Annotated in this window: 18 protein-coding genes and 1 tRNA gene; 7 read left to right on the top strand and 12 right to left on the bottom strand. The window is 64.6% G+C overall.

Going from position 1 to position 21,181, the window contains the following annotated elements; all coding sequences use genetic code 11:
* Nucleotides 1-92 precede the first annotated feature (92 nt).
* From B6V72_RS16230 to B6V72_RS16215, 4 genes are all read left to right on the top strand, one after another.
* Nucleotides 93-167, top strand: a tRNA-Thr gene (locus B6V72_RS16230).
* Nucleotides 168-474: 307 nt separating this feature from the next.
* Nucleotides 475-885, top strand: a complete 411-nt coding sequence (locus tag B6V72_RS16225; protein WP_075775981.1) for an FMN-binding protein — start codon at nucleotides 475-477, stop codon at nucleotides 883-885.
* Nucleotides 886-916: 31 nt separating this feature from the next.
* Nucleotides 917-1,639, top strand: coding sequence for an FAD:protein FMN transferase (locus B6V72_RS16220; protein WP_206185804.1), 723 nt, complete (start codon nucleotides 917-919; stop codon nucleotides 1,637-1,639).
* Nucleotides 1,636-3,162 (top strand): hypothetical protein, encoded by a 1,527-nt coding sequence (locus B6V72_RS16215; protein WP_088736006.1) that lies wholly within the window; start codon nucleotides 1,636-1,638, stop codon nucleotides 3,160-3,162. The genes B6V72_RS16220 and B6V72_RS16215 overlap by 4 nt, the downstream gene beginning before the upstream one ends.
* Before the next feature lie 429 nt (nucleotides 3,163-3,591).
* On the opposite strand, the gene B6V72_RS16210 is transcribed toward B6V72_RS16215, so the two are convergent.
* From B6V72_RS16210 to B6V72_RS16200, 3 genes are all read right to left on the bottom strand, one after another.
* Nucleotides 3,592-3,957, bottom strand: a complete 366-nt coding sequence (locus B6V72_RS16210; RefSeq protein WP_088736005.1) for a DUF1850 domain-containing protein — start codon at nucleotides 3,955-3,957, stop codon at nucleotides 3,592-3,594.
* Nucleotides 3,954-6,035 carry a TRAP transporter permease gene (locus B6V72_RS16205; protein WP_088736004.1) on the bottom strand — a complete coding sequence of 694 codons (2,082 nt, stop codon included), beginning with the start codon at nucleotides 6,033-6,035 and terminating at the stop codon, nucleotides 3,954-3,956. Before B6V72_RS16205 ends, B6V72_RS16210 begins: the two co-directional genes overlap by 4 nt.
* A gap of 90 nt (nucleotides 6,036-6,125) precedes the next feature.
* Entirely contained in the window at nucleotides 6,126-7,076 is a 951-nt protein-coding gene (locus B6V72_RS16200) for a TAXI family TRAP transporter solute-binding subunit (protein ID WP_075775976.1), read from the bottom strand.
* A gap of 312 nt (nucleotides 7,077-7,388) precedes the next feature.
* On the opposite strand from B6V72_RS16200, the gene B6V72_RS16195 reads away from it, so the two are divergent.
* Nucleotides 7,389-8,411, top strand: coding sequence for an AbrB family transcriptional regulator (locus tag B6V72_RS16195; RefSeq protein ID WP_240497743.1), 1,023 nt, complete (start codon nucleotides 7,389-7,391; stop codon nucleotides 8,409-8,411).
* A gap of 5 nt (nucleotides 8,412-8,416) precedes the next feature.
* Here B6V72_RS16195 and B6V72_RS16190 read toward each other — a convergent pair whose 3' ends face one another.
* The 5 genes from B6V72_RS16190 to B6V72_RS16170 form a co-directional block, all read right to left on the bottom strand.
* Nucleotides 8,417-9,052, bottom strand: a complete 636-nt coding sequence (locus tag B6V72_RS16190) for a hypothetical protein (RefSeq protein ID WP_233243098.1) — start codon at nucleotides 9,050-9,052, stop codon at nucleotides 8,417-8,419.
* 46 nt (nucleotides 9,053-9,098) lie between these two features.
* Entirely contained in the window at nucleotides 9,099-9,233 is a 135-nt protein-coding gene (locus B6V72_RS16185; RefSeq protein WP_075775975.1) for an aa3-type cytochrome c oxidase subunit IV, read from the bottom strand.
* 62 nt (nucleotides 9,234-9,295) lie between these two features.
* Nucleotides 9,296-9,790: a DUF6173 family protein gene (locus B6V72_RS16180; RefSeq protein ID WP_075775974.1), complete on the bottom strand. Its 495-nt coding sequence runs from the start codon at nucleotides 9,788-9,790 to the stop codon at nucleotides 9,296-9,298.
* On the bottom strand, nucleotides 9,787-10,839 hold the full coding sequence (locus B6V72_RS16175) for an MBL fold metallo-hydrolase (RefSeq protein ID WP_088736003.1): 1,053 nt from the start codon (nucleotides 10,837-10,839) through the stop codon (nucleotides 9,787-9,789). Before B6V72_RS16175 ends, B6V72_RS16180 begins: the two co-directional genes overlap by 4 nt.
* Nucleotides 10,836-12,527, bottom strand: a complete 1,692-nt coding sequence (locus tag B6V72_RS16170; protein WP_088720329.1) for an acyl-CoA dehydrogenase — start codon at nucleotides 12,525-12,527, stop codon at nucleotides 10,836-10,838. The genes B6V72_RS16175 and B6V72_RS16170 overlap by 4 nt, the downstream gene beginning before the upstream one ends.
* Nucleotides 12,528-12,641: 114 nt before the next feature.
* On the opposite strand from B6V72_RS16170, the gene B6V72_RS16165 reads away from it, so the two are divergent.
* On the top strand, nucleotides 12,642-13,604 hold the full coding sequence (locus B6V72_RS16165) for an L-threonylcarbamoyladenylate synthase (RefSeq protein ID WP_088736002.1): 963 nt from the start codon (nucleotides 12,642-12,644) through the stop codon (nucleotides 13,602-13,604).
* 76 nt (nucleotides 13,605-13,680) lie between these two features.
* On the opposite strand, the gene B6V72_RS16160 is transcribed toward B6V72_RS16165, so the two are convergent.
* Nucleotides 13,681-14,241 (bottom strand): YqgE/AlgH family protein, encoded by a 561-nt coding sequence (locus B6V72_RS16160; RefSeq protein ID WP_075776024.1) that lies wholly within the window; start codon nucleotides 14,239-14,241, stop codon nucleotides 13,681-13,683.
* Nucleotides 14,242-14,415: 174 nt separating this feature from the next.
* Between B6V72_RS16160 and B6V72_RS16155 the strand changes: the two genes are divergently transcribed.
* Nucleotides 14,416-15,273 carry a protein-disulfide reductase DsbD domain-containing protein gene (locus B6V72_RS16155; protein ID WP_088720331.1) on the top strand — a complete coding sequence of 286 codons (858 nt, stop codon included), beginning with the start codon at nucleotides 14,416-14,418 and terminating at the stop codon, nucleotides 15,271-15,273.
* Between the two features lie 24 nt (nucleotides 15,274-15,297).
* Here B6V72_RS16155 and B6V72_RS16150 read toward each other — a convergent pair whose 3' ends face one another.
* The 3 genes from B6V72_RS16150 to B6V72_RS16140 form a co-directional block, all read right to left on the bottom strand.
* A complete protein-coding gene (locus tag B6V72_RS16150) occupies nucleotides 15,298-18,666 on the bottom strand; it encodes an efflux RND transporter permease subunit (protein WP_088736001.1) in 3,369 nt (1,122 codons plus the stop codon).
* Between the two features lies 1 nt (nucleotide 18,667).
* Nucleotides 18,668-20,128 carry an efflux RND transporter periplasmic adaptor subunit gene (locus B6V72_RS16145; protein ID WP_088736000.1) on the bottom strand — a complete coding sequence of 487 codons (1,461 nt, stop codon included), beginning with the start codon at nucleotides 20,126-20,128 and terminating at the stop codon, nucleotides 18,668-18,670.
* Between the two features lie 162 nt (nucleotides 20,129-20,290).
* Nucleotides 20,291-21,115 carry a uracil-DNA glycosylase gene (locus B6V72_RS16140; protein WP_088735999.1) on the bottom strand — a complete coding sequence of 275 codons (825 nt, stop codon included), beginning with the start codon at nucleotides 21,113-21,115 and terminating at the stop codon, nucleotides 20,291-20,293.
* Nucleotides 21,116-21,181: the final 66 nt, after the last annotated feature.

Raw genomic sequence — 21,181 nt, 5'->3', positions numbered from 1 at the left:
ATCCTGTCGAGAGAGAGCAAGATTTGCCCTTGCACCCCCGCGCGATTGCGTCTAAATCCCCGCCACGGTCGAAGCGACGGACCGAAACCGGCGCTGCTGTAGCTCAGCGGTAGAGCACTCCCTTGGTAAGGGAGAGGTCGAGAGTTCAAGTCTCTCCAGCAGCACCACTTCCCCTTCGAAAATCGAATTCCGTTAGCGTCCCGAGCGCTACATCGCGATCCTGACCCACATTAGGGCGAGGGTTTTCGAGAGGGTCCTCTTGTCTTCCACCACCTGATCGAAGGCGCCGCGTCTCAGCGCCCGTCGGTATGTCACATCACATTTTCACGCACGTTCGCCTCACGCAAAGGGGAACGGGCGCGACTTCAATATCGGGGTCGAGGACGTATCTTTACTACAGGCCACGGGTCACTTGAGCGACCGTCAGATCGAATTCACCGGGCCGGAAACGAAAGGTACGTCAGGAGGTCCAAAATGACGCGTTGGAAGTTACCAAATGCTCTTTCAGCCAGTATTCTCGCGGTGCTGCTCAGTTCGACCGCGGCATCGGCAGGTTTTTTCTCGAGCTTCTCGCAGCCTCAGGCGCTGCCTGACGGAGCGCAGTATCAGGATGGCACATGGACTGGTTCGCCCGTCCGTCAATACTATGGCTATGTGCAGGCCCAAGCCCATGTGAAAAACGGAAAAATTTCCTCCATCGACATCCTGAGGGCACCGACGGATCGCAGGACCAGCCGATATATCAACAGCAAGGCCCTGCCGATGCTCGAACGCGAGATCGTCATGGCGCAGAATACCAACGTCTCCTACATCTCCGGCGCTACGCTCACGAGCCAGGCTTTTCTGAACTCGGTCCATGATGCGCTGCGGAAATCCCTGAAATAGCCCGGCCATGACAGTCGAGACGCGGCTCATCATGGGAATGCCGATCACGCTCGACATCCCGAATTCAGAGCACACAGGCATTCACGAGCGCGTGTTCGATTTCTTCACCGACGTCGATATACGCTTCAGTCCGTTCCGGCCGGACAGCGAAGTGTCGCGCTTCAATGCGGGCGAGGTCGGGGAGTCCGCACTCAGTTCCCAAATGCGCGACGTGCTGGAAATTGCGCATCGCATGCGAGAGTTCACGGACGGGTATTTCGACATAAGGCGCAACGACGGGACCATTGATCCCTCGGGTGTCGTGAAGGGTTGGGCGATCCTCGGCGCGGCCCAATTGATCGAGAGAGAGGGGTTCGCGGATTTCTGCATCGACGCCGGTGGCGATATACAAGTCGGCGGACGCGATGCGTCGCGACAGGAATGGTCGATCGGTATCCGCAATCCTTTCGCGCCGCAGGAGATCGTCAAAGCCGTCAAGCCGAGGGGACAAGGCGTTGCGACCTCGGGAAACTACATCCGTGGCGATCACATCTATGACCCGCATGATCGCGCCCGCCGGATCGAAGGCCCCGTCAGCATCACCGTAATCGGAAGTGACGTCCTCGTCGCGGACCTGCATGCCACGGCGGCCTTCGCGATGGGTGACGCGGGCGTTTACTACATCGAAGACCTCGAGGGCGTCGAAGCCTACCAGATCCACCGCGATGGCACGGCCGTGCAAACGACCGGTTTCAAGGAGTTTGTCTTCTCATGATGAGGCTGATCAGACGTGCGTTGAATGGCGTCACCATGTATCGGTTGATGGTCTATTATCTCGGGCTCCTGTTCGTCGGCGGACTTGCCGCGGGGATGACTGGAGCGACATTCCTCGACCCTGCCGGTCTGCTTTTGTCGCTCGTGCTTGCGGTCGCGAGCGCATGGGTCACGAACCGGCTTTTCAGCATTGTGCTCAAGCTGCCGACGAATTCGGAATCCGTGCATATTACGGCCCTGATCCTCGCGCTCATCATGCCGCCAGCGGATATTGCCGACCCGACGACGCTCGCCGCGATCGTGCTCGCGTCGGTCGCAGCCATCGCCTCAAAATTCATCCTGACGATCGGGCACAAACACATCTTCAACCCGGTGGCGCTCGGTGCCGTCGTCGGGGGGATCGGGCTCAACACCCCGGCCTTGTGGTGGGTCGGCGGCACGCCGCAACTGTTGCCTCTGGTGATCCTCGGCGGGCTGCTCGTCGGCTACAAGATAGAGCGCCTCGGCATGATCGCGGTCTACATCCTGTCGAACCTCGCGGCGGTCATCGCGACGACGCCCCCGGGCATGATGGGCATGGCGCTGCAACAAACGCTCCTCTACTCGCCGCTGTTCTTCGCCGGCTTCGCGATGCTCACCGAGCCCCTGACAGCCGCCCATGGCCGTTGGTCGCGGCATGTCTATGCGGCCATCGTCGGTGTGTTGTCCTGCTCGAACATCCATATCGGGACGCTATATTTCTCTCCGGAATTGGCCTTCCTCGTGGCCAATATCTACGCCTGGGCCGCGAGTCCGAAGGGACGCTTCAAGATGAAGCTGATCGGTGTCGAGGAGATCGCTGCGAACTGCTACGAGTTCGTCTTTCAGTCGGACCGCGCCCTGAAATTCCGCGCGGGACAGTATCTCGACTGGACGCTGGGACTGCCGAAATCCGACACTCGCGGCAATCGCAGAACCTTCACCATCGCCTCCGCCCCCGGGGCGTCTTCGGTGCGTGTCGGCGTCAAGTTCACCCCCGACGGCAGCGAGTTCAAGCGTGGGCTCCTGGAGATGCAGGAAGGCGACCCGATCTATGGCTCCCAGATCGCCGGCACCTTCGTCCTGCCCCGACAACGTGAGAAGAAGCTCCTCTTCATCGCGGGAGGGATCGGAATCACCCCGTTCCGGAGCATGATCGCCGATCTCCTCGAACGCGGCGAGAAACGCGATATCGTGCTGGTCTACGCGAACAGGTCGGCTGACGAGGTCGCATATCGAGAGCTGCTGACGCGCGCGCGAAGCGAACTCGGAATGAAAGTTGTCTACGCGGTTTCCGGGCCCCCCGGCGACGCCTCGACCCTCCCCGGCACGGTGGTCGAGGGCCGAATGGACGAGACGAAACTACGCGAATGCGTTCCCGATCTGGACGAACGGCGTGTCTACGTGTCCGGAGCGAGCGCGATGGTCGCCGGCTTCCGAAAGACACTTCGAAATTGCGGCGTCCGTCGCAGGCGGATTCACACGGATGCCTTTTCCGGGCTTTGATCTCCGCGGAGTTGCCTCAGGTTCGGCAGGCGCTTGACGCGAGGCCGGAGCACGGTGGCTTGCGCCGCCCAACGGGCGGTGGCCGAGAGGACCGGCGCGCGCAAGAGGCGTCCGCCCGGGACCATTGACAGGCTCAGAGGTTCGCGCGCGGTGATGCCGAGGTCTCGTTTGAGGAAGGTTTGCATCGGCGCATTCGGCCCGGCGACTATCCCGGATGAAAAAATATCGCAGGCGGCCTCCAGCGCAGCGCACTGGCTAACCCCTGCGCCGTTTTTGAAACGGATAGGTCATGAAATCTCTGAATGAATACAATCATCTATATATGAATCATTCGTATCCGATTTCTGGCGCCGTTCACAATACGATTCACGACAACTCACGAAAAAAACGGCGCGGTCGAGGCCGACCAGTCGCTACTCGGAACTCCGGTCAGTCGCAGGGGGCGATGTGGATCGGGGCCTCGCGATCGGCACCTATGGTTTCGCATTTCTTCGAGCAGAGCGTCCAGCCCGAGATCGTGGCGCCGGAAGCCGCGAGGGTCAGCGCGGGCACATCCGGACCATCGGTCGTCCAGACCCACCAGCCATCCTCGAAATGACCACCCGGACCCGGCTCCATCCCGGCACCCGAGCCTTTCACCGCCGCGCCGACGAGGCGCAGCGTGTCATGGTCGGTCACCTTCCAATGTTCGCGCCAGCCCTCATGCTCGACCGAATGCATCCATTGGAGCGAGAACTGACCATCGCTCGCCAGCGCCACCATCGCGGCGCCGACCATCAGGCAGGAGGCGCTCATGCCATCGCCCGCTTGCGGCCCAGCCAGAGCGCCGCGCCGAACGCGGCGACGAGTGCGAAGCCGATCTCGTCGGTCAGCGGCAACGCCGCGATCAGGGTGAAGCCCGCGACCATGGCCAGCGCGCGCTCCCAGATCGCCAGCGGGCGGCCCAGCCAGCCGATCACCGCAACACCCCAGAGCGACAGCGCCAGCAGCGCCTTGATCACGATGTAGGCGACCGCCGGCCAATAGCCGATCGCGGCGGCGAGTGGCCCACCATCCTGCAGCATCAGCGCGGGCGTGTAGACCGCCATGAAGGGCACGACGAAACCTGCGGCGGCGACCTTGATCGCTTCGAAGCTGATCTTCAGACCGCTCTCCTTCGCAATGGGGGCCGCCGCGAAACAGGCGAGCGCCACGGGGGGCGTCAGGTCCGCGAGGATTCCGAAATAGAAGACGAACATGTGGCTGACTATCAGCGGTACGCCGAGGTTCAGAAGCGCCGGGCCCGCGATCGAGGAGGTGATGATGTAATTCGGGATCGTGGGAATCCCCATGCCCAGCACGATGCAGGTGATCATGGTCAGGATCAGCGACAGGAACAGGCTCGATTTGCCGACGCCGACGATGAACTGCCCGAAGGTGGTCGCGGCCCCCGTCAGGGTCATAACGCCGATGATCACGCCGACGAGCGCGCAGGCAATGCCGACGGGAAGCGCGGTCCGCGCGCCATCAGCGAGGCTGTCGCGACAGAGCGCCAAGGTTTCGCGCCCGCCCTTCGAGAAGACGTTGATCGCGATCAGCACCGCGATGGCCAGCAGCACCGCCCAGATGCCGAATTCGAAGAAAGCCGCCGCGACCAGCGCCAGCACGACCCAGAAGATCACACGCAGCACCTGATTGGGCAGGCCGAGCGCGACCGACCCGCCGAGAATCAGGAGGCCCGTGAGCGACAGGCCCACGGTACCCGCGAAAAGCGGCGTGTAGCCGGTGAACAGCAGGTAGACGAGCACGGCCAGAGGCAGCAGCAGATACCACCCCTCTTTCAGCGCCTTGCGCGGGCTCGGCAGTTCGGATTTCGCAAGGCCCCGCAGATCGCGCTTTCCGGCCTCCAGATGGACCATCCAGAACGCCCCCGCGAAATAGAGGATTGCCGGGATCAGCGCGGCCTTGACGACCTCGACGTAATCGACGCCCAGCGTCTCTGCCATGATGAAGGCCACAGCGCCCATCACCGGCGGCATGATCTGCCCGCCCATCGAAGACGTGGCCTCGACGCCGCCCGCGAAGGCGGAGCGGTAGCCGAAGCTCTTCATCAGAGGGATCGTGAACTGCCCGGTGGTCACGACATTGGCGACGCCCGAGCCCGAGATCGTGCCCATCAGCCCCGAAGACAGGACCGAGACCTTCGCGGCCCCGCCCATCCTGTGCCCGACCATACCGAGCGAGACATCGGTGAACAGCTTGATCATCCCGGCTTTCTCGAGGAAGGCGCCAAAGAGGATGAACAGGAAGATATAAGTTGCCGACACATAGGTCGGGATACCGTAGATGCCTTCGGTGCCGAAACTCATCTGTTCGATCACCTGCTCGAAGGCGTAGCCGCGATGGTTCAACGGTGACGGCAGGTGTTGGCCGAACATGGCATAGAGGAAGAACGTGCCCGCGATGATCGGCAGCGCCGGACCCATCAGCATCCAGGCGGCGACGAAGACGGTGATCAGAAGCACGCAGCCGACCACGAGGTCGAGCGTGTTCGGATCACCCGCGCGCAGCAGAAGCGGCGTGTATTCGATCCATTGATAGGCGGCGACAGCGACTCCGGCTGCGGCCAGGATATAGGCGATGGAGCGTCCGACCGGACCGAAGCCTCGGGCGATGGCAAGCAGCGGAAAGCCGAGCGCGAGCAGGAAGCCCACATGGACGGCCCGCGCAATCTGGCTCGAGGGGTTGATGACATGGGCGGCGAAGGCGATCTGCCAGACCGAGAAAGCGACCGCGAGCCAGAACAGCGCCCGCCCCTCGCGCGATTGCGGAAAGCCGCCAGCCAGCGGATCGTGCACCGCCGCGTCGACCGCTGCTTCTTCTTTGTTGTCCATGCCTGTCTCCTCCCCCGGTTTGGGCGCTTTAGCCCGAATGATCAGGGGCGACCCGAAAAGCGCGCCGCCCCTCACCTGAGCTCTAGCGGCTTATTTCAGCACGCCCTGCTCCTTGTAGTATTTCTCCGCACCCGGATGCAGCGGGATCGGAAGGCCCTGCACCGCCGCCTCGAGCGAGATGCCGTTCGCGGCCGAATGCGCGGCCTTGAGCGTGTCGAGATGTTCGAAGAGTTGCTTCGTCATCTGGTAGGCCTCTTCATCCGAAACACCTTCGCGGGTGACGAGGATGTTGGTGATCGCCACCGTCGGCACATCCGCGTCCTGCCCCGGATAGGTACCTGCCGGGATCACGCCTGCCTTGTAGGGCGCACCGAGCTTTTCGGCGATGTCGGCGGGGATCTCGACGAAGGTCACGTCCTGCGTGGTCGACAGATCCTTCAGCGCCGCGTTGCCCAGACCCGAGGACTGGAAAGTCGCGTCGAGCTGGCGGTTCTTCATCAGTTCGACCGATTCCGAGAACGGCAGGTATTCGACCTTGCCCAGATCGTCATAGCTCATGCCCGCCGCGTCGAAGATCTTGCGCGCATTCAGCTCGGTGCCCGATTTCGCCGCACCGACCGAAAGGCTCTTGCCCTTGAGATCGGTGATCGTGGTCGCGCCGGCATCCTTGAGTGCGGCGAGCTGGATGTAGTTCGGGTAGATCGCGGCGATCGCGCGCAGCTTGCCGAGCTTGGCCTTGAAGCCCGCATCCGCATTGCCTTCCCACGCATCCTTTACCGAGTCGCCCAGTGCGAAGGCCAGCTCCCCCCGGCCCTGTTGCAGCAGGTTCAGGTTCTCGACCGACGCCTTGGTCGATTGCACCTGAACGCGCACGTCCTTCATGTTCTCGCCATAGACTTCGGACAGAGCCACACCGAGCGGATAATAAACGCCCGAGGTGCCCCCGGTCAGGATGTTGATGAAGCTTTCGGCCTTGGCCACGGGTGCGCTCAAAGCAATCGCCCCGGCGACGAGCGCGCCGAGCTTGATGTGTTGGAACATCGTAATCCTCCCATATGTCATTGCCCGCAGTGAAAAGCGGGACCGGCCCCAAAGTGACGGGTTTTGCGCGGGGATCAATTCAATTCACGTCGATAAAACCAGAAAGCGGAAAATTCTCCGCTTGACGTGAACGACGGCGCGCTCGATCGCAATTAGGGTTTCCGAGCGGAAGTTTCGAATTTCGCTATGCGCTTGACGCTACGAGCCCTATCTGCTCGGAAACAGATGATTTTCTTCTTCAAAGCCCCTATGCGCTCTTTGCCTCCCTTCCGATACTCCCCCGCCCGCTGGCCCGCAGCATTGCGTTGGGCCGTGCTGCTTGCGAGCTCCGCAGTTTTGGCTTTCGCGCTGAGCCTTGCGCATCTCTCGGCGGCGTTTCTGCTGGGTCCGATGGCGGCCGCGATCACGCTCGCCGCGATCGGCGGGGCCGTGCGTTTGCCGCCTCTGGGCTTCGTTGCCGCGCAAGGTGTCGTGGGGGTGATGATCGCCTCGAAGCTTCCCGCCTCGATCCTGCCCGAGATCGCCCGCGACTGGCCTATCTTCCTTGCCGGGACACTCTCGACCGTGCTGGGGGCGAGCGCGCTCGGCTGGGTGATGGCGCGTGCGGGCGGGTTACCGGGCACGACGGCGATATGGGGTTCCTCCCCCGGTGCCGCGACGGCGATGACGCTGATGTCGGACGATTACGGCGCCGATATGCGCCTTGTCGCCGTCATGCAATATACCCGCGTCGCCTGCTGCGCGATCGCCGCAACCGCCGTCGTGCAGCTCTTCGGCGTGGCACAGGGCGGCGAGGTTGGCACGGCAATGGCTCAGGAGGGTCCGACCGACTTCCTCGGCGCGGCGGAGTCGCTTGCGCTCGGGATCGGGGCGGGCTTTCTGGGGGTGCGGCTGCGCATTCCGGGCGGCGGGCTGCTGCTGCCGATGGCCTTCGGCTTGATCGCCAGCGCCACGGGCCTGCTGGAGATCACCCTGCCCCAGACCGTGCTCGCGATCAGCTACGCGGTCGTCGGCTGGGGCATCGGAATGCGCTTTACCCGTGCCGTGCTGGGCCATGCCGCACGGCTTCTGCCGCGCATCCTCGGCTCGATCATCGCGCTGATCGCGCTCTGCGCCGCTTTTGCCATGGGGCTGGTCTATTTCGCCGGGATAGAGCCAGTGACCGCCTATCTCGCCACCAGCCCGGGTGGCGCGGATTCGGTGGCGATCATCGCGGCGGGCACGCAGGTCGATGTGCCCTTCGTGATGGCGATGCAGATCGCCCGATTCCTGCTGGTGCTGGTCGCGGGCCCCGCGCTCGCCCGCGCATTGTCACGCAGGCGAGGTGATGTGTAACCCGTTCACTCGTTGAACTGGGTTTCACCGTGATTGTAGGGCTGCTGCTGGATCATCAACACGCCCGAATTGTCATCGGGATCGTCGTCGTAATGATCCTTCTCGGTGACGCCCGGCAGTTCTCCGAACGCCCGCGACAGCTTCAGCGGCGAGAAGGTGAAGGGAATCTGATCGTGCAGCCACGGCATATCGCGCAGCGCGCTCGACACCGAATCCGCACACATCATCTTGTTGACAGAGCCGTTGCGCTCCACCCGCGCCATCAACTGATCGGCCTGCGCCATCGTCAGTGGCATTTTCTGCGCGCGCACGTACCAGCTCTTGCGGGCATGATAGTCGATGTAGAATTTCCGCATCTTCTCGGTGATGCCGAAATGCACGTCGTTGCGCTCGGGTGCCCAGGGATGGTTCCAGGTGCCCGCCGGATCGAAGATGATCCGTTCGCGCCCGTTGATCAGCAATGCCGAATGCCCGCCCGACCCGGTATTGGTCGAGATCACGGTATAAAGCGTGACCGAGGGCGGCTCGTCGGAAACATAGCGATATTTGGCGACCTCGGCATCCGAGGCGTAAATGTGGTCTGCACCGCAGCCGGCCAGGAAAAGCGGCAGCATCAGGCAGACAAGAAGCAGGCGCATCATCTACCTGATCTCCCGTTCTGAGTGTCTCTCAGCTGCGCCGGTCGCGTCAGCCATTCACCAATGCGAGAAACACCAGAAAACAGATGATCACAATCACCGAAACCGTGACGAAGCGAACAAATCCGTTGAATGTTCTCTCTTGGTCACGAATGTCCATGTTGCCCGGTTTGTACTCGGCCATTGCGCGTTCTCCCTATTGCGCTGATCTCCCAGAGGGAAAACTAGCCGAGCTGCGACAGGCTGTCACGTCTCGTCTTGCGGGTTCTTGGTCTCCGGCGCAATTTCTTCCTCCAGCGCACGGGCGAGCCGGAAGCCGATCCGCCGCGGCGCCTCGTCCTCGGCGGGTTTCGGTTGCGCGATCAGCATCACGTTGAGCTGGTTCACATGCTGGATGAGCTGCGTGCGCGCACCGTATTCGTCGGTGCCGTAGAAAGTGAGGATGTCGGGATCGAAAAAACCGATCCCCTCGATCTGCAGGACGCCCGCCTCGCCGCCGGTGAGGCCAAGCACGACTTCTTCGTCTTCCTGCAGCTGCTCTTCGAAGTTCTGGATATAGAGCAACACTCGCTCATAGGCCCATTGCGCCGGGCTCTTGTCCTCGGGCCGCGCCCGAGCCAGTTCGGGCGGAAGCGGTTTGACCTCGGCGGTCTTCGGCGCGTTCTCCGAGGTATGCACCACCTTCGCATTCGGAAGGGCAGCTTCCTCATGGGCTTCGGCGGTGGTGCGTATTTCGGTCATTTCAGGCTCCAGAGCCAGGCGCCGTCCTCTCGCAAGGTACGGCTCACCTCTCCTTTGTGCCAAAGATGGTTGAGATGCGCCATCGCTTCGACCATCGCGAGCCCGTGGGTACTCTCGTCGATCTGGCGCTTGAACAGCGGCGGGAAGCAATCGCAAGCGGTGCGCGGGGTGTCGAGATGCTTGCGCAGACGTTTCAGCGCGCCCTCGTGGTTCTCGATCATCTGACGCAGCCGCAGCGGCAGCCCGGTGAAAGGCAGCTTGTGGCCGGGCAGCACGAGATGGCGATCCTCCGCGATCTCGGCAAACCGCGCGCAGGAGGCAAGCCAGTCCGCCAGCGGATCGGCCTCGGGTTCGGTCGCGTAAACACCGAGATTGGCCGAGATCGAGGGGAGCAGCTGATCGCCGCCCAGAACTAGATCGTCGTCCAAACTCCAGAGCGTCGCGTGTTCGGGCGCGTGACCGTCGCCCATCTTCACCGACCAACGCCGCCCGCCGAGGGTGATCTCGTCGCCCTCCACGATCCGGGTGAAACCAAGCGGCATCGCATGAACGCAATCGGCGAAGTTGAAGGGGCGTTCATTGGCGCGTTTGTCCAGAAGCGCCGCGTCCATCCCGGCGCGGCGGTAATAGGTCAGGGTCTCGGCCACGGGCCGATCCTGCGGATCGAGTTGCAGCATCCGCGCAAACAGCCACGAGGTCCGCGTGGTTATCAGCTCCGCGCCCTGCTCCTGCAGCCAGCCTGCCAGCCCGATATGATCGGGGTGGTAATGGGTCACCAGAACCTTCGTGACCGGCTTACCACCCAGCGGTCCGTCCATAGCCGCCTGCAGCGCCGCGCGACATTTGCGCGTGTCGATGCCCGGATCGACCAGCGCCCAGCTATCGCCCTCGTCCAACGCAAAGCAATTGACGTGATCGAGCGCCATGGGCAGCGGCAGCCGGATCCACATCACGCCGGGTGCGACCTCGATCGCGCCGCCCGTATCTGGCGGCTCCGCCCAAGGATAGCGGATGCCGCTCGTCGACGCGGGGGTGTCCTCGCCCCTCATGCCTCGAGATCTTCGACGCTGAGCGCGTAGAGCCCCTCGGCCCCCTCCTTCGCCTCGGCCAACGAGGCCGCATAGGCCGGCATCAGGCGGCGGATATAGACGGCGGCCAGATGCCCGCGCGCGGAATCGCGACCCTCGGCCATGGCGGCGCGCAGGTGGTAATAGCCCCCCAGCACCCGCGCGAAGGCGTCGAGATAGGGCACGGCACCCGCGAAACGATCCTGCATGCCTTGGCGCACCATCCATTCCGTGTGCTCGCGCAATTCCTCGGCGGCCTGCCAGACGTCTTCGGCCAGCACCGGGAAATCGCCACGTGCGCCCTGCGCCTCGTCCTCGATCTCCTGCAGCAGACGGAAGGCGGCCTTGCCCTCGTCCATCATTTTGCGGCCCACGAGGTCCATCGCCTGAATGCCGTTGGTGCCTTCGTAAATCGTGGTGATCCGCACGTCGCGCAGATATTGGGCAGCGCCCGTCTCCTCGATGAAGCCCATGCCGCCATGGATCTGGATCCCGGTCGAGGCAACGCGGATGCCCATATCTGTGCCATAGGCCTTCGCGATCGGCGTCAGCAGCGCCGCGCGGGCCTGCCAGTTCGCATCGCCGGTCGCACGCCCCATGTCGATCGCCACCGCACAGGCCAGCGCAATCGACCGCGCCGCGAAGATCTCGGCCTTCATGCCCGAGAGCATCCGGCGCACATCGGCATGCTCCACGATCGGCGCGAATTGCACCCGGTCCTTCGCATAGGCCAGCGCCTGCTGATAGGCCGCTTCGGCCACGCCGATGCCTTGCGCGCCGACGTTCAGACGCGCGTTGTTCATCATCGTGAACATCGCGGCCATGCCCTTGTTCTCTTCGCCGACGAGCCAGCCGGTCGCGCCCTCGTAGCTCATCACGCAGGTCGGCGAGCCATGGATACCCAGCTTGTGCTCCAGCGAAACCACTTTCAGCGAGTTCGCCACGCCCGGCTTGCCATCGGCATCCGGGATCAGCTTCGGCACCATGAACAGGCTGATGCCCTTCGTGCCCGGCGCCGCATCGGGCAGGCGCGCCAGCACGAGGTGGCAGGTATTCTCGACGCAATCATTGTCGCCCCAGGTGATGTAGATCTTCTGGCCCGAGATCGCATAGGTGCCGTCGTCATTCGGCACCGCCTTGGTCTTGAGCGCCCCCACGTCGGAGCCTGCCCCCGGCTCGGTCAGGTTCATCGTGCCCGACCATTCGCCCGAGATCAGCTTGGGCAGATACAGTGCCTTGATCTCGTCGGAGGCGTGATGCTCCAGCGCTTCGATCTGGCCCTGTGTCAGCAGCGGGCTGAGCTGCAGCGCGAGGTTCGCGCCCGACAGCATGTCGTTGAAGCCGACGTTGAGCGCCTGCGGCAGGCCCATCCCGCCATGTTCCGGGGTCGCCGCAATGCCAATCCAGCCGCCTTCTGCAAGCGCCGCGAAGGCCTCCTTGAAACCGGGCGACGAGCGGACAACGCCGTTCTCCAGTTTCGCGGGCGTCAGGTCGCCGTCGCGATTGGTCGGCGCGATCACCTCGTCGCAGAGCTTGCCGCCTTCGGTGAGGATCGCCTCGACCATATCGGGGGTCGCTTCGGCGAACATCTCGGTGGCGGCGACGGGCGCGAGCGGCACGACGTGATCGAGGATGAAACGAATGTCGGTGACGGGGGAACGGTAAGTCATGGGTCTCCTCCGGGCAGCTTGGCAATTGCCGCGCGCGCGTCTATGTCCTGTCGGGTTGCCATCACCCTACCGCAAGGGCAGCCCCCTTCAACTCCAACGCTGCGTCACGACTGCATGAGCCAAGCCACGAAACTCCTTTCCGCCGATGCCGAGGGCTATGCACAGGCAGCCGCCCTGCTGCGCGCGGGCGAACTGGTCGCAATGCCGACCGAGACGGTCTACGGGCTTGCAGGCGATGCGCGCAACGACCGCGCGGTGGCGGCCATCTTCGCGGCGAAGGGACGTCCGAAATTCAATCCGCTGATCGTCCATCTGCCTTCGATCGAAGCGGCGGAAGAGATCGCCGTGGTCTCTGACGATGCACGCCAGATCGCCGCGCGCTACTGGCCGGGACCGCTGACGCTGGTGCTGCCGCTGCGCCCCGATGCCGGGCTTTCCGATCTGGTGACCGCCGGGCATGACACGGTCGCGATCCGCCTGCCCGCGCATCCGGTCGCCCGCGCGCTGCTGACGGAATTCGGCGGGCCGCTCGCCGCGCCCTCTGCGAACCCCTCCGGCAAGATCAGCCCGACCACAGCGCAGCATGTGATTGACGGGCTGGACGGCAAAATCGCGGCGGTGATCGATGGCGGCCCCTGCGTGGTCGGGGTGGAATCCACCATCCTCGCACTCGATCCGCCCGCGCTGCTTCGCCCCGGCGGGGTCGCTGCGGAAGATATCCAGGCACTGATCGGCCAACCACTGCCCACCGGCGGTGACGCATCCAAACCAAATGCACCGGGGCAGCTCAAATCGCATTACGCGCCGGGCGCGACCGTGCTGCTGGACGTGACCGCCCCGCGCCCCGACGCGGTCTGGATCGGCTTCGGCGGCGATTGCCAGACCGCCGATCTGAACCTGTCGCCTTCAGGCGATCTGACCGAAGCCGCCGCAAATCTTTTCGCTATGCTGCGCAAAGGCGATGCGCTCGCTCAGACGCGCGGCCTTTCCACACTCGCCTTCGCCCCGGTCCCGGAAACCGGCCTCGGTCGCGCGATCAACGACCGCCTGCGCCGCGCGGCGGCGCCGCGCGACTGATTGCGTCTTCGTGTTGGCTTAAATATCCCGGGGGTGAGGCGCGGACGCGCCGAGAGGGCGGAGCCCCGTTCAGCCCTCAGGCATGCCCCGCTGCAGCCGAAAGCGTCCTCGGGTCAATCCCCATGCCTTCCAGCGCGCGCACCCATTTCGTCTCGTGATCGCTATCGAGCGCGAGATCGGCATCGCTGTCGGCGGTGAGCCAGCCATTGTCGAGGATTTCCTCTTCAAGCTGCCCCGGCCCCCAGCCCGCATACCCCAGCGCCATCAGCGCCTGGTTCGGGCCGCGCCCCCGCGCGATGTCTTCGAGAATGTCGCGCGTGCCGGTCATGCGCAGGCGATCGGTGACCTCCATCTGGCCCTCGCCGGTCGTCCAGTCGGGCGAATGCAGCACGAAGCCGCGCCCGGTCTCGACCGGGCCACCGAACAGGATCGGCTGATCGAGGCGGATATCCGCGCCGGGCCGGTCGATATCGAGGCTTTCGAGAAGGTCCGAGAAGGCCGGCGAAGGCAAGGGCTTGTTGATGATCAAGCCCATCGCACCCTCATCGGAATGGGCGCATACGGCGATCACCGAATGCTCGAATCGCGGATCGCCCATGCCGGGCATCGCGATCAGAAACTTGCCTGTCAGGTCCATCTCGATCCCCTTCGCAAAATGCATCCCGTCTCTATTCAAGGTGGCGCGGGGAAGACGTCGATTCAAGCCGGACGCAGGAATTGTTTGGTATTGTGACGCGCCTGGACAAAATGTTGCACGCTTCTGTCGCGTTTGTGACTTCTGAACGTGCAGGGAAGCGACTAGGTAAAAGATATGACACGTTTGTTACCAGTGATGGGAATTCTGCTCGGTTGTTGCCCGCTTGGCGTGGCGGCGCAGGAAGCTGTTGCGCAGATCGCAGCGCAGGAGCAGGTCGCGCCGCAGGAGGCATCAATGCCCGCACTGCCGACGCCCCCGGGGCTGGAACAGGCGCAGCTGCGCGCAGGCGGAAAAGGCGCGAATGGCGCCCGTATGGCGGCGCTGGAGATCGCGCTCGCTCCCGGTTGGAAGACCTATTGGCGCTCCCCGGGCGATGCAGGCATCCCGCCGCATATTCAGTTCACCGGGTCGAGCAATCTCGCCTCCGCCGTAGTCCACTGGCCCGCACCGGAAGTGTTCCTGTCCTCCGGGATGCGCACCGTCGGCTATCACGACGGCGTCGTGCTGCCGATCTCGGTGACGCCGAAAGACCCGGACAAGCCGGTGCAGTTGAAAGCCGATGTGATGATCGGGATCTGCGAGAATATCTGCGTGCCCGTCAGCCTGCAGCTGGAAACGGAGGTCACCGCCGACGGCACCACCGATCCGAAGATTCAGGCGGCGCTTGCACGCGAACCACGCCAGATCGACCCCCCGACGCGCTGCGAGACGGAGCCGAAGAAGGACGGGGTGCGACTCACGGCGCGGATCGACCTGCCGCCCGCTATCGGCAAGGAAAATACCCTTCTGGAACTGGCCTCGCGCCCGGTCTGGGTGTCCGAGGCCGACAGCCACCGCGAGGGCGACACCCTCGTGACGAGCGCCGACTTCGTGCCGCCCGACGCGAAGCCCTTCGACCTCGATCCGAGCGATATACGCATCACCGTGCTCTCCGATCGCGGCGCGGTCGAGATCATGGGCTGCACCGAGTAATCACCCCTTCAGGCGTCGGGCTTCTCAGACTTCGGGCGGCGGCCTGTGGCGGATATGGCCGCGCAAAAGCCGCGGCGCGATCAGCCCCGCCCCCATCGCCACCATCGCCGCGATCAGCGCGAAGCCTCCGAAGGCGGGCATCAGCGCCTCCCCCTCCCACATCGCGCGGCCCAGCGTGAGCGCGAAGCCCAACGCCATCAGCGCGGCGACCCCGGCGAGCACAGCGCGCAGCCGTACGACCCGCACGCCGTGACGCACCGCCTGCACCTGCCGCCCGAAATCGAGCTGCACCGCCAGCACCGCGGGCACGACCAGCAACACGATCACCATCCCGAAGCCCAGACCGTAGACCAACGTGATGACAGTGGATTTCAGGAACAGCGCCGAGCTCGACTGTTCGTAGAGTAGCGGCGCGAGGCCCAGAACCGTCGTCAGCGTCGTCAGCAGCACCGGGCGCAGACGATCCGAGACCGCGTCGACGATCGCGGGCACCATGCCGCGTCGTTCGGCATATTCGTCCACCGTTGAGATCAACACGATCGCGTCATTGATGATGATCCCCACCATGCCGATTCCGCCTACAACGGCGAACATCGACATCGGCAGGTTCCAGATGTAGTGGCCCCAGATCGCGCCGACCGCGCCGAAGGGGATCACCGACATCACCACGATCGGCCGGGTCCAGCTCGCGAAGATCCACGCCAGCACGATGTAGATGCCGATCAGGCACATGATCAGGCCCATCATGGCGTCGCTCAGGAAGTCGCGCTCCTGCTCGGCCTGCCCGGTGAGCGTATAGGCCACGCCGCGCTCCTCGGCGATGCGGGGCAGGATGTCGTCGCTGATCCGCGCCATGATCTCGTTGGCCCGCGCCGGGTCGTCCTCGGAGACATCGCCGGTGACAGAGACCTGCCGCACGCCATCCTCGCGCCGGATCGTCGAGAAGCCCGTCTGGCTGCGCACCGAGACGATATCGGCCAGCGGCACCCATTCGCCGCCCGGTGCGCGCAACTGCATCCGGTCGATGAAATCCGCAGCTAGTTCCTGCTCGGGAAGCTCCACCCGGATCGTGGCCGAGCGCACCCCGTCGGGGAAGCTCGCAGCCTCGGTGCCGTTCAGGCGCGCGCGCAATTCTCGGCTCAGCGTCGCGATATCGAAGCCCAGCGCCTCGCCCTGCGGGGTGAGATCAAGGATCAACTCCTGCTTGTCATAGGCGAGATTGTCCTCCACCGCCGAGACTTCAGGGAATTGCGCAAGCTGCGTCTTCAGGTCTTCGGCGGCCTCCTTCAGGATGCGCGTCTCGCTACCCGAGAACTGGACCGCGATACCGTCCCCTGCCCCGCCGGAGCGGAAACGGCGGAAGCTGATCTCCTCGACCAGCGGCATGCGCGGCGTTTCGGCCTGCAGTCGCGAGACGAAGTCGAAGCTGGAATAGGGCCGGTAATCGGGGTCGATCACCTCGATGGAGATCGAGCCGAGAAGATCGGCATCCTTGGTATCGGCAGAGGCCAACCCGCGCCCCGACGCGCCACCGATCTGTCCCAGCGCGTATTCGACCGGGTTCACCCCGTACTCATCCTCGAACTCCTTCGCGACCTTGGTGACGGTCGCCTGCATCGCGCGCATCATCTCTTCGGTGTCGGCCCGCGTCGCGCCCTCGACCATCGAGAAGGCGCCGTTCACCGTCGATTGTTCCGGCGGGTTGAAGAAGCGCCACTGTACCTTGCCCGACATCACGAAGCTGACCTGCCACAGCAGAAGCGCAATTGCCGCCGCGATCACCGGGTAGCGCCCGATAACGATCAGCCGGGTCAACGGCTTCATCACCACGCGGCGGAACCAGTCGAGGCCGCGGTTCGCCTGCCGCGAAGGCCAATCGTACCATTTGCCCTCGGACGTATGCCGCAGCGCGTGGCTCATATGGTTGGGCAGGATCACGAAGCACTCGATCAACGAGGCAGCAAGCACCGCGATCACCGTGTAGGGAATATCGACGATCATATTACCCATGCGCCCGCCGATCACGGTCAGCCCGGCGAAGGCGATCACCGTGGTCAAGGTCGAGGCGAAGACCGGGGCGGCCATGCGCCGCGCGCCATTCTCGGCGGCGAGCGTGGGATGCTCTCCCAGATGGCGGGCGCGGAAATCGGCATGCTCGCCCACCACGATCGCATCGTCGACGACAATCCCCAGCGTCAGGATGAGCGCAAAGATCGAGATCATGTTGAGCGTCATCCCCGTGAAATACATCACCGCCAGAGCCGCAGCCATCGAGGTCGGGATCCCCATCGCCACCCAGAAAGCCGTGCGCGCATTGAGGAACAGGAACAGCAGCACCAGCACGAGGCCCAGCCCCAGTACCCCGTTGCCCACCAGCAGATCGAGGCGCTGCGTGATCGCGTCGGAGCGCGTGCGCACCAGATCCATCGAGGTGCCCGCCGGCAGCGTCGGCTGCATCTGGTCGATCACGCCTTCGACCTTGCGCTGGATCGCGATCGCATCGCCAGCCGCAGAGCGCGCGACATTGATCACCACCGCCGGATTGTCGCCGACGAAATAGGCCTGATTGCGGTCCCCGCCCTCGACCCGGATATTTGCGACGTCGCCCACGGTCAGCTGCGAACCGTCCGGTTCGGTGCGGATCACGAGGTTCTCGATTTCGGGGGCGGAGCGGCGCTCTTCGCCCGTGCGTACCCGCGTGGCACCGCCCGCCACTTCGCCCGCCGGATCGGTATTCGCCTCGGCGGAGATCACATCGATGATCTGCGTCAGCGTCACGTCATGGGCCATCATCGACACGGTCGGCACTTCGACCACCGTCTCGGGCGCGGCGATCCCGGCGAGCGAGGTGCGCGTGACGCCTTGCTGGTAGAGCCGCACGACCGCCTCGTCGCCCAGCCGGCCCAACTGCTCGGGGGAGAGCGGTCCGGTGATCACCATGTCGGTCACCGTCTCGCGCCAGACGCCGCGTGCGACTTCCGGATCTTCGGCCCCCTCGGGCAGATCGCCTGCCGAGGCCAACGCGTTCTCGACATCGTTCACCGCGCGGGACATGTCCCAGCCGGGTTCGAAATCGAGACTGATCCGCGCCGAGCCTTCCGAGGCTCGGCTGTCCGAGGCTTCCACCCCCTCGACCGAGATCAGTGACGGCTCCAGCACCTGGACGATGGCCCGGTCGACCTCCTCCGCGCCAGCGCCGTCCCATTTCACCGAGACGGTGATCGATTCCTCGACCGAGTCCGGGAAGAACTGCGCGCGCATCCGCGGCAGGGCAACGAGCCCCGCGCAGATCATCACGACCAGCACGATATTCGCCAGCGTCGCGTGGCGGGTGAAGAGGCCGATCAGCCCGCGGGCGGGCGGCAATTCGCGCGGATCGAGGTCGGAGCGCATCTCAGCCTCCGATCCGGGATTCGAGCTTCTCGACGGTGGCGACGGGCACCTCGTCCTGCTTCAGCTCGGCAAGGAACCGCTGCTTGGCAGTATCGGGCATGACTTTGTTGGTTTCGACGAAGCTTACCAGCTTGGCGCGGCGCTCGGGATCGAGATTGATCGTCTCCGGTCCGGCGGCCGCCTGCGACTGACTGGGGCGCATCGGACGCAGCTTGATTCCACGGCCCAGAAGCGGCGTGCGCTCGGCGACGATCTCGGTGCCGGGCGCGAATTCGGCGCGGATGATGACGGCGTCGCCCTGCCGGCGCAGCACGGTGACATCGGCGGTTTCCAGACGGTCTTCCGGGCCGAGCACGAGAACCGTGCCATCCGCATCGACCGCCGCGGCGGGAATCTCGGCGACATTCTCGAGCGCGGGCTCCTCCAGCCGGACGGTCACGAAATCGCCCGGACGCAGATTGCCCAGACCGTCGGTGACACGCGCGAACAGCAGGCGCCCCGTCACCCCGTCATCGACCGCCGCCGACACGCGCGAAAGCTCTGCCTTGGCGGTCAGCGTCTCCTCGCCCGCGACCAGCTCCACCCCCACGGGAAGATCGCGCAGCGCGCCCCGCGCGTCGATCAGGCGCGCAAATTGCGCGGTGGAGACGCGGAAGGCGATTTCCAGCGCGTTGGGGTCGATCAGCTTGCCCAGCATCTCGTTATTCGACACCAGCCCACCCGCGACCGCGTTCACCTCGGCCAGTCGCCCGGAAAATTCGGCGCGAATCTCGGTATCGGTCAGTTTCCGGTCGGCTTCGGTCAGGCCGATCTTGGCGCGGGTCAGCGAGGTGCGCGCGGTATCAAGCTGCGCCTGCGCAGTCGACAATGCCGAGCGGCGGTTCAGCACCGCCTGATCGGCCGCCGAGGCCGCCAGTTCCGACGTCTCCAGATTGGCGGCAGACCCCACCCCGCGCTCAGACAGCGAGCGCTGCCGGTCGAGCGCCTTGAGCCGCAGATCGGCTTGCCGCTGCGCCGCCGTCACGTCGTCCCTCGCGATGGTCAAAGCGCGCTCGGCCTGCGCAAGCGCGGCTTCGGCCTCGGCCACGGTCGCCGCAGCGCTGTCGCGCGCCGCCTGCGCCTCCGCCGGGTCCAGCTTGACCAGAAGCGCGCCCTTCTCAACCTCCGCACCATCCTCGAAATCGGGGGCAAGCTCGACGATCGTGCCTGCCGTCGAGGCGCGCAGTTCCAGCTCGCGGGTCGAGCGCACCTCGCCATAGGCGGTCAGCACGGGCGACATCGTCTTGAAGGTGACCGGGATCACATTGGCAGCAAAAATCCTTTCGCGCGCGGTAGGGGCACGCCCGCTCTCGGCATTGCGGGCCTGCATCGCCTGAAAGATCGAGAAGCCGCCCATCGCCAGTAGGCCGACGGTCAGCGCCAGAAGAAACAGCCCCATCAGGGAGCGGGTGAGAAAGCGCATGGCATCTCCGATCAGTCGTCAGTGGCGCGGGCGCTCGCGATTACCCACGGTTGCGCGATTTCCATGTTACCTTGTCGAAATAGGTGCAGGGAATGGTTATCTCTACGCATCACGGGGCCGCGTCCGTCACTTTTTCACGAAAACGCGACCGTTTGGCGCGGTTTACGCCTGATCGAGACGGGCGCGGATTTGCAGCAGATCCGCCCATGCCTCGCGCTTCGCCGCCGGATTGCGCAGCAGGTAGGCCGGGTGGGTCATCGGCAGCGCAGGCCGCCCGAAGGCCTCGGCCCATGTGCCCCGCAGCCGCAGAATGCCGCGTTTGCCCAGCGCCGCCGCACAGGACGCATTGCCCATCAGAACGATCAGGTCAGGATCGGCCAGATCGACATGGCGGGCGAGGAATGGCAGCATCTGCGCGATCTCGGCAGGCGCGGGGTCGCGATTGCCCGGCGGACGCCAAGGCAGGACATTGGTAATATAGAGCGCCGCCTCGGCATCGGGCGATTGCCGCGAGAGACCGATCGCGCCGAACATCTTGTCGAGCAGTTGACCGGCGCGGCCTACGAAGGGCAGGCCCTTCTGGTCCTCTTCGCGCCCTGGCGCCTCGCCGATGATCATCACCCGCGCGGCAGGCTTGCCATCGGCAAAGACCGTGTTGCGCGCGCCGAGCTTCAGATCACACATCTCATAGGCGTCGATTGCGGCCCGCAGCGCTTCGAGCGTCTCGGCCTTTCCCGCCGCATCACGCGCGACCACGACCGGATCGGGGCCCTCGATCTTTGCCATCTGCGCCACCGGCGGCAAATCCCGGTCCGCCACGGGCGCAGCCTCGGGCGTCTTCGCCTTGGCCTGCGCGGATTTATCGGGCAGCGCATAGCAGTCGACCGGCGTGTCACCGATGACGGTGTCGACGCCCATTTCCAGCTGCCATTCGAGGGCGGCCAGAGCTGCGTGATAGTCGATTTCCGGGGTCGGCTGAGTCTCCATTGCGCGACCCTACCTCATGGGCGCTGCGACGGTAAAGCGGCTGGACGCCCGCCCCCCCGTTTGCCA

Source organism: Thioclava sp. F34-6, assembly GCF_002213235.1.
GTDB lineage: Bacteria > Pseudomonadota > Alphaproteobacteria > Rhodobacterales > Rhodobacteraceae > Thioclava > Thioclava nitratireducens.
This window is presented reverse-complemented; position numbering and strand designations above follow the sequence as displayed.

Bases quoted from the DNA above. Each gene is read 5' to 3' on its own strand.
- B6V72_RS16225 (WP_075775981.1), top strand. From the start codon at position 475: ATGACGCGTTGGAAGTTACCAAATGCTCTTTCAGCCAGTATTCTCGCG.
- B6V72_RS16220 (WP_206185804.1), top strand. From the start codon at position 917: ATGGGAATGCCGATCACGCTCGACATCCCGAATTCAGAGCACACAGGC.
- B6V72_RS16215 (WP_088736006.1), top strand. From the start codon at position 1,636: ATGATGAGGCTGATCAGACGTGCGTTGAATGGCGTCACCATGTATCGG.
- B6V72_RS16210 (WP_088736005.1), bottom strand. From the start codon at position 3,957: ATGAGCGCCTCCTGCCTGATGGTCGGCGCCGCGATGGTGGCGCTGGCG.
- B6V72_RS16205 (WP_088736004.1), bottom strand. From the start codon at position 6,035: ATGGACAACAAAGAAGAAGCAGCGGTCGACGCGGCGGTGCACGATCCG.
- B6V72_RS16200 (WP_075775976.1), bottom strand. From the start codon at position 7,076: ATGTTCCAACACATCAAGCTCGGCGCGCTCGTCGCCGGGGCGATTGCT.
- B6V72_RS16190 (WP_233243098.1), bottom strand. From the start codon at position 9,052: ATGATGCGCCTGCTTCTTGTCTGCCTGATGCTGCCGCTTTTCCTGGCC.
- B6V72_RS16185 (WP_075775975.1), bottom strand. From the start codon at position 9,233: ATGGCCGAGTACAAACCGGGCAACATGGACATTCGTGACCAAGAGAGA.
- B6V72_RS16180 (WP_075775974.1), bottom strand. From the start codon at position 9,790: ATGACCGAAATACGCACCACCGCCGAAGCCCATGAGGAAGCTGCCCTT.
- B6V72_RS16175 (WP_088736003.1), bottom strand. From the start codon at position 10,839: ATGAGGGGCGAGGACACCCCCGCGTCGACGAGCGGCATCCGCTATCCT.
- B6V72_RS16170 (WP_088720329.1), bottom strand. From the start codon at position 12,527: ATGACTTACCGTTCCCCCGTCACCGACATTCGTTTCATCCTCGATCAC.
- B6V72_RS16165 (WP_088736002.1), top strand. From the start codon at position 12,642: ATGAGCCAAGCCACGAAACTCCTTTCCGCCGATGCCGAGGGCTATGCA.
- B6V72_RS16160 (WP_075776024.1), bottom strand. From the start codon at position 14,241: ATGGACCTGACAGGCAAGTTTCTGATCGCGATGCCCGGCATGGGCGAT.
- B6V72_RS16155 (WP_088720331.1), top strand. From the start codon at position 14,416: ATGACACGTTTGTTACCAGTGATGGGAATTCTGCTCGGTTGTTGCCCG.
- B6V72_RS16150 (WP_088736001.1), bottom strand. From the start codon at position 18,666: ATGCGCTCCGACCTCGATCCGCGCGAATTGCCGCCCGCCCGCGGGCTG.
- B6V72_RS16145 (WP_088736000.1), bottom strand. From the start codon at position 20,128: ATGCGCTTTCTCACCCGCTCCCTGATGGGGCTGTTTCTTCTGGCGCTG.
- B6V72_RS16140 (WP_088735999.1), bottom strand. From the start codon at position 21,115: ATGGAGACTCAGCCGACCCCGGAAATCGACTATCACGCAGCTCTGGCC.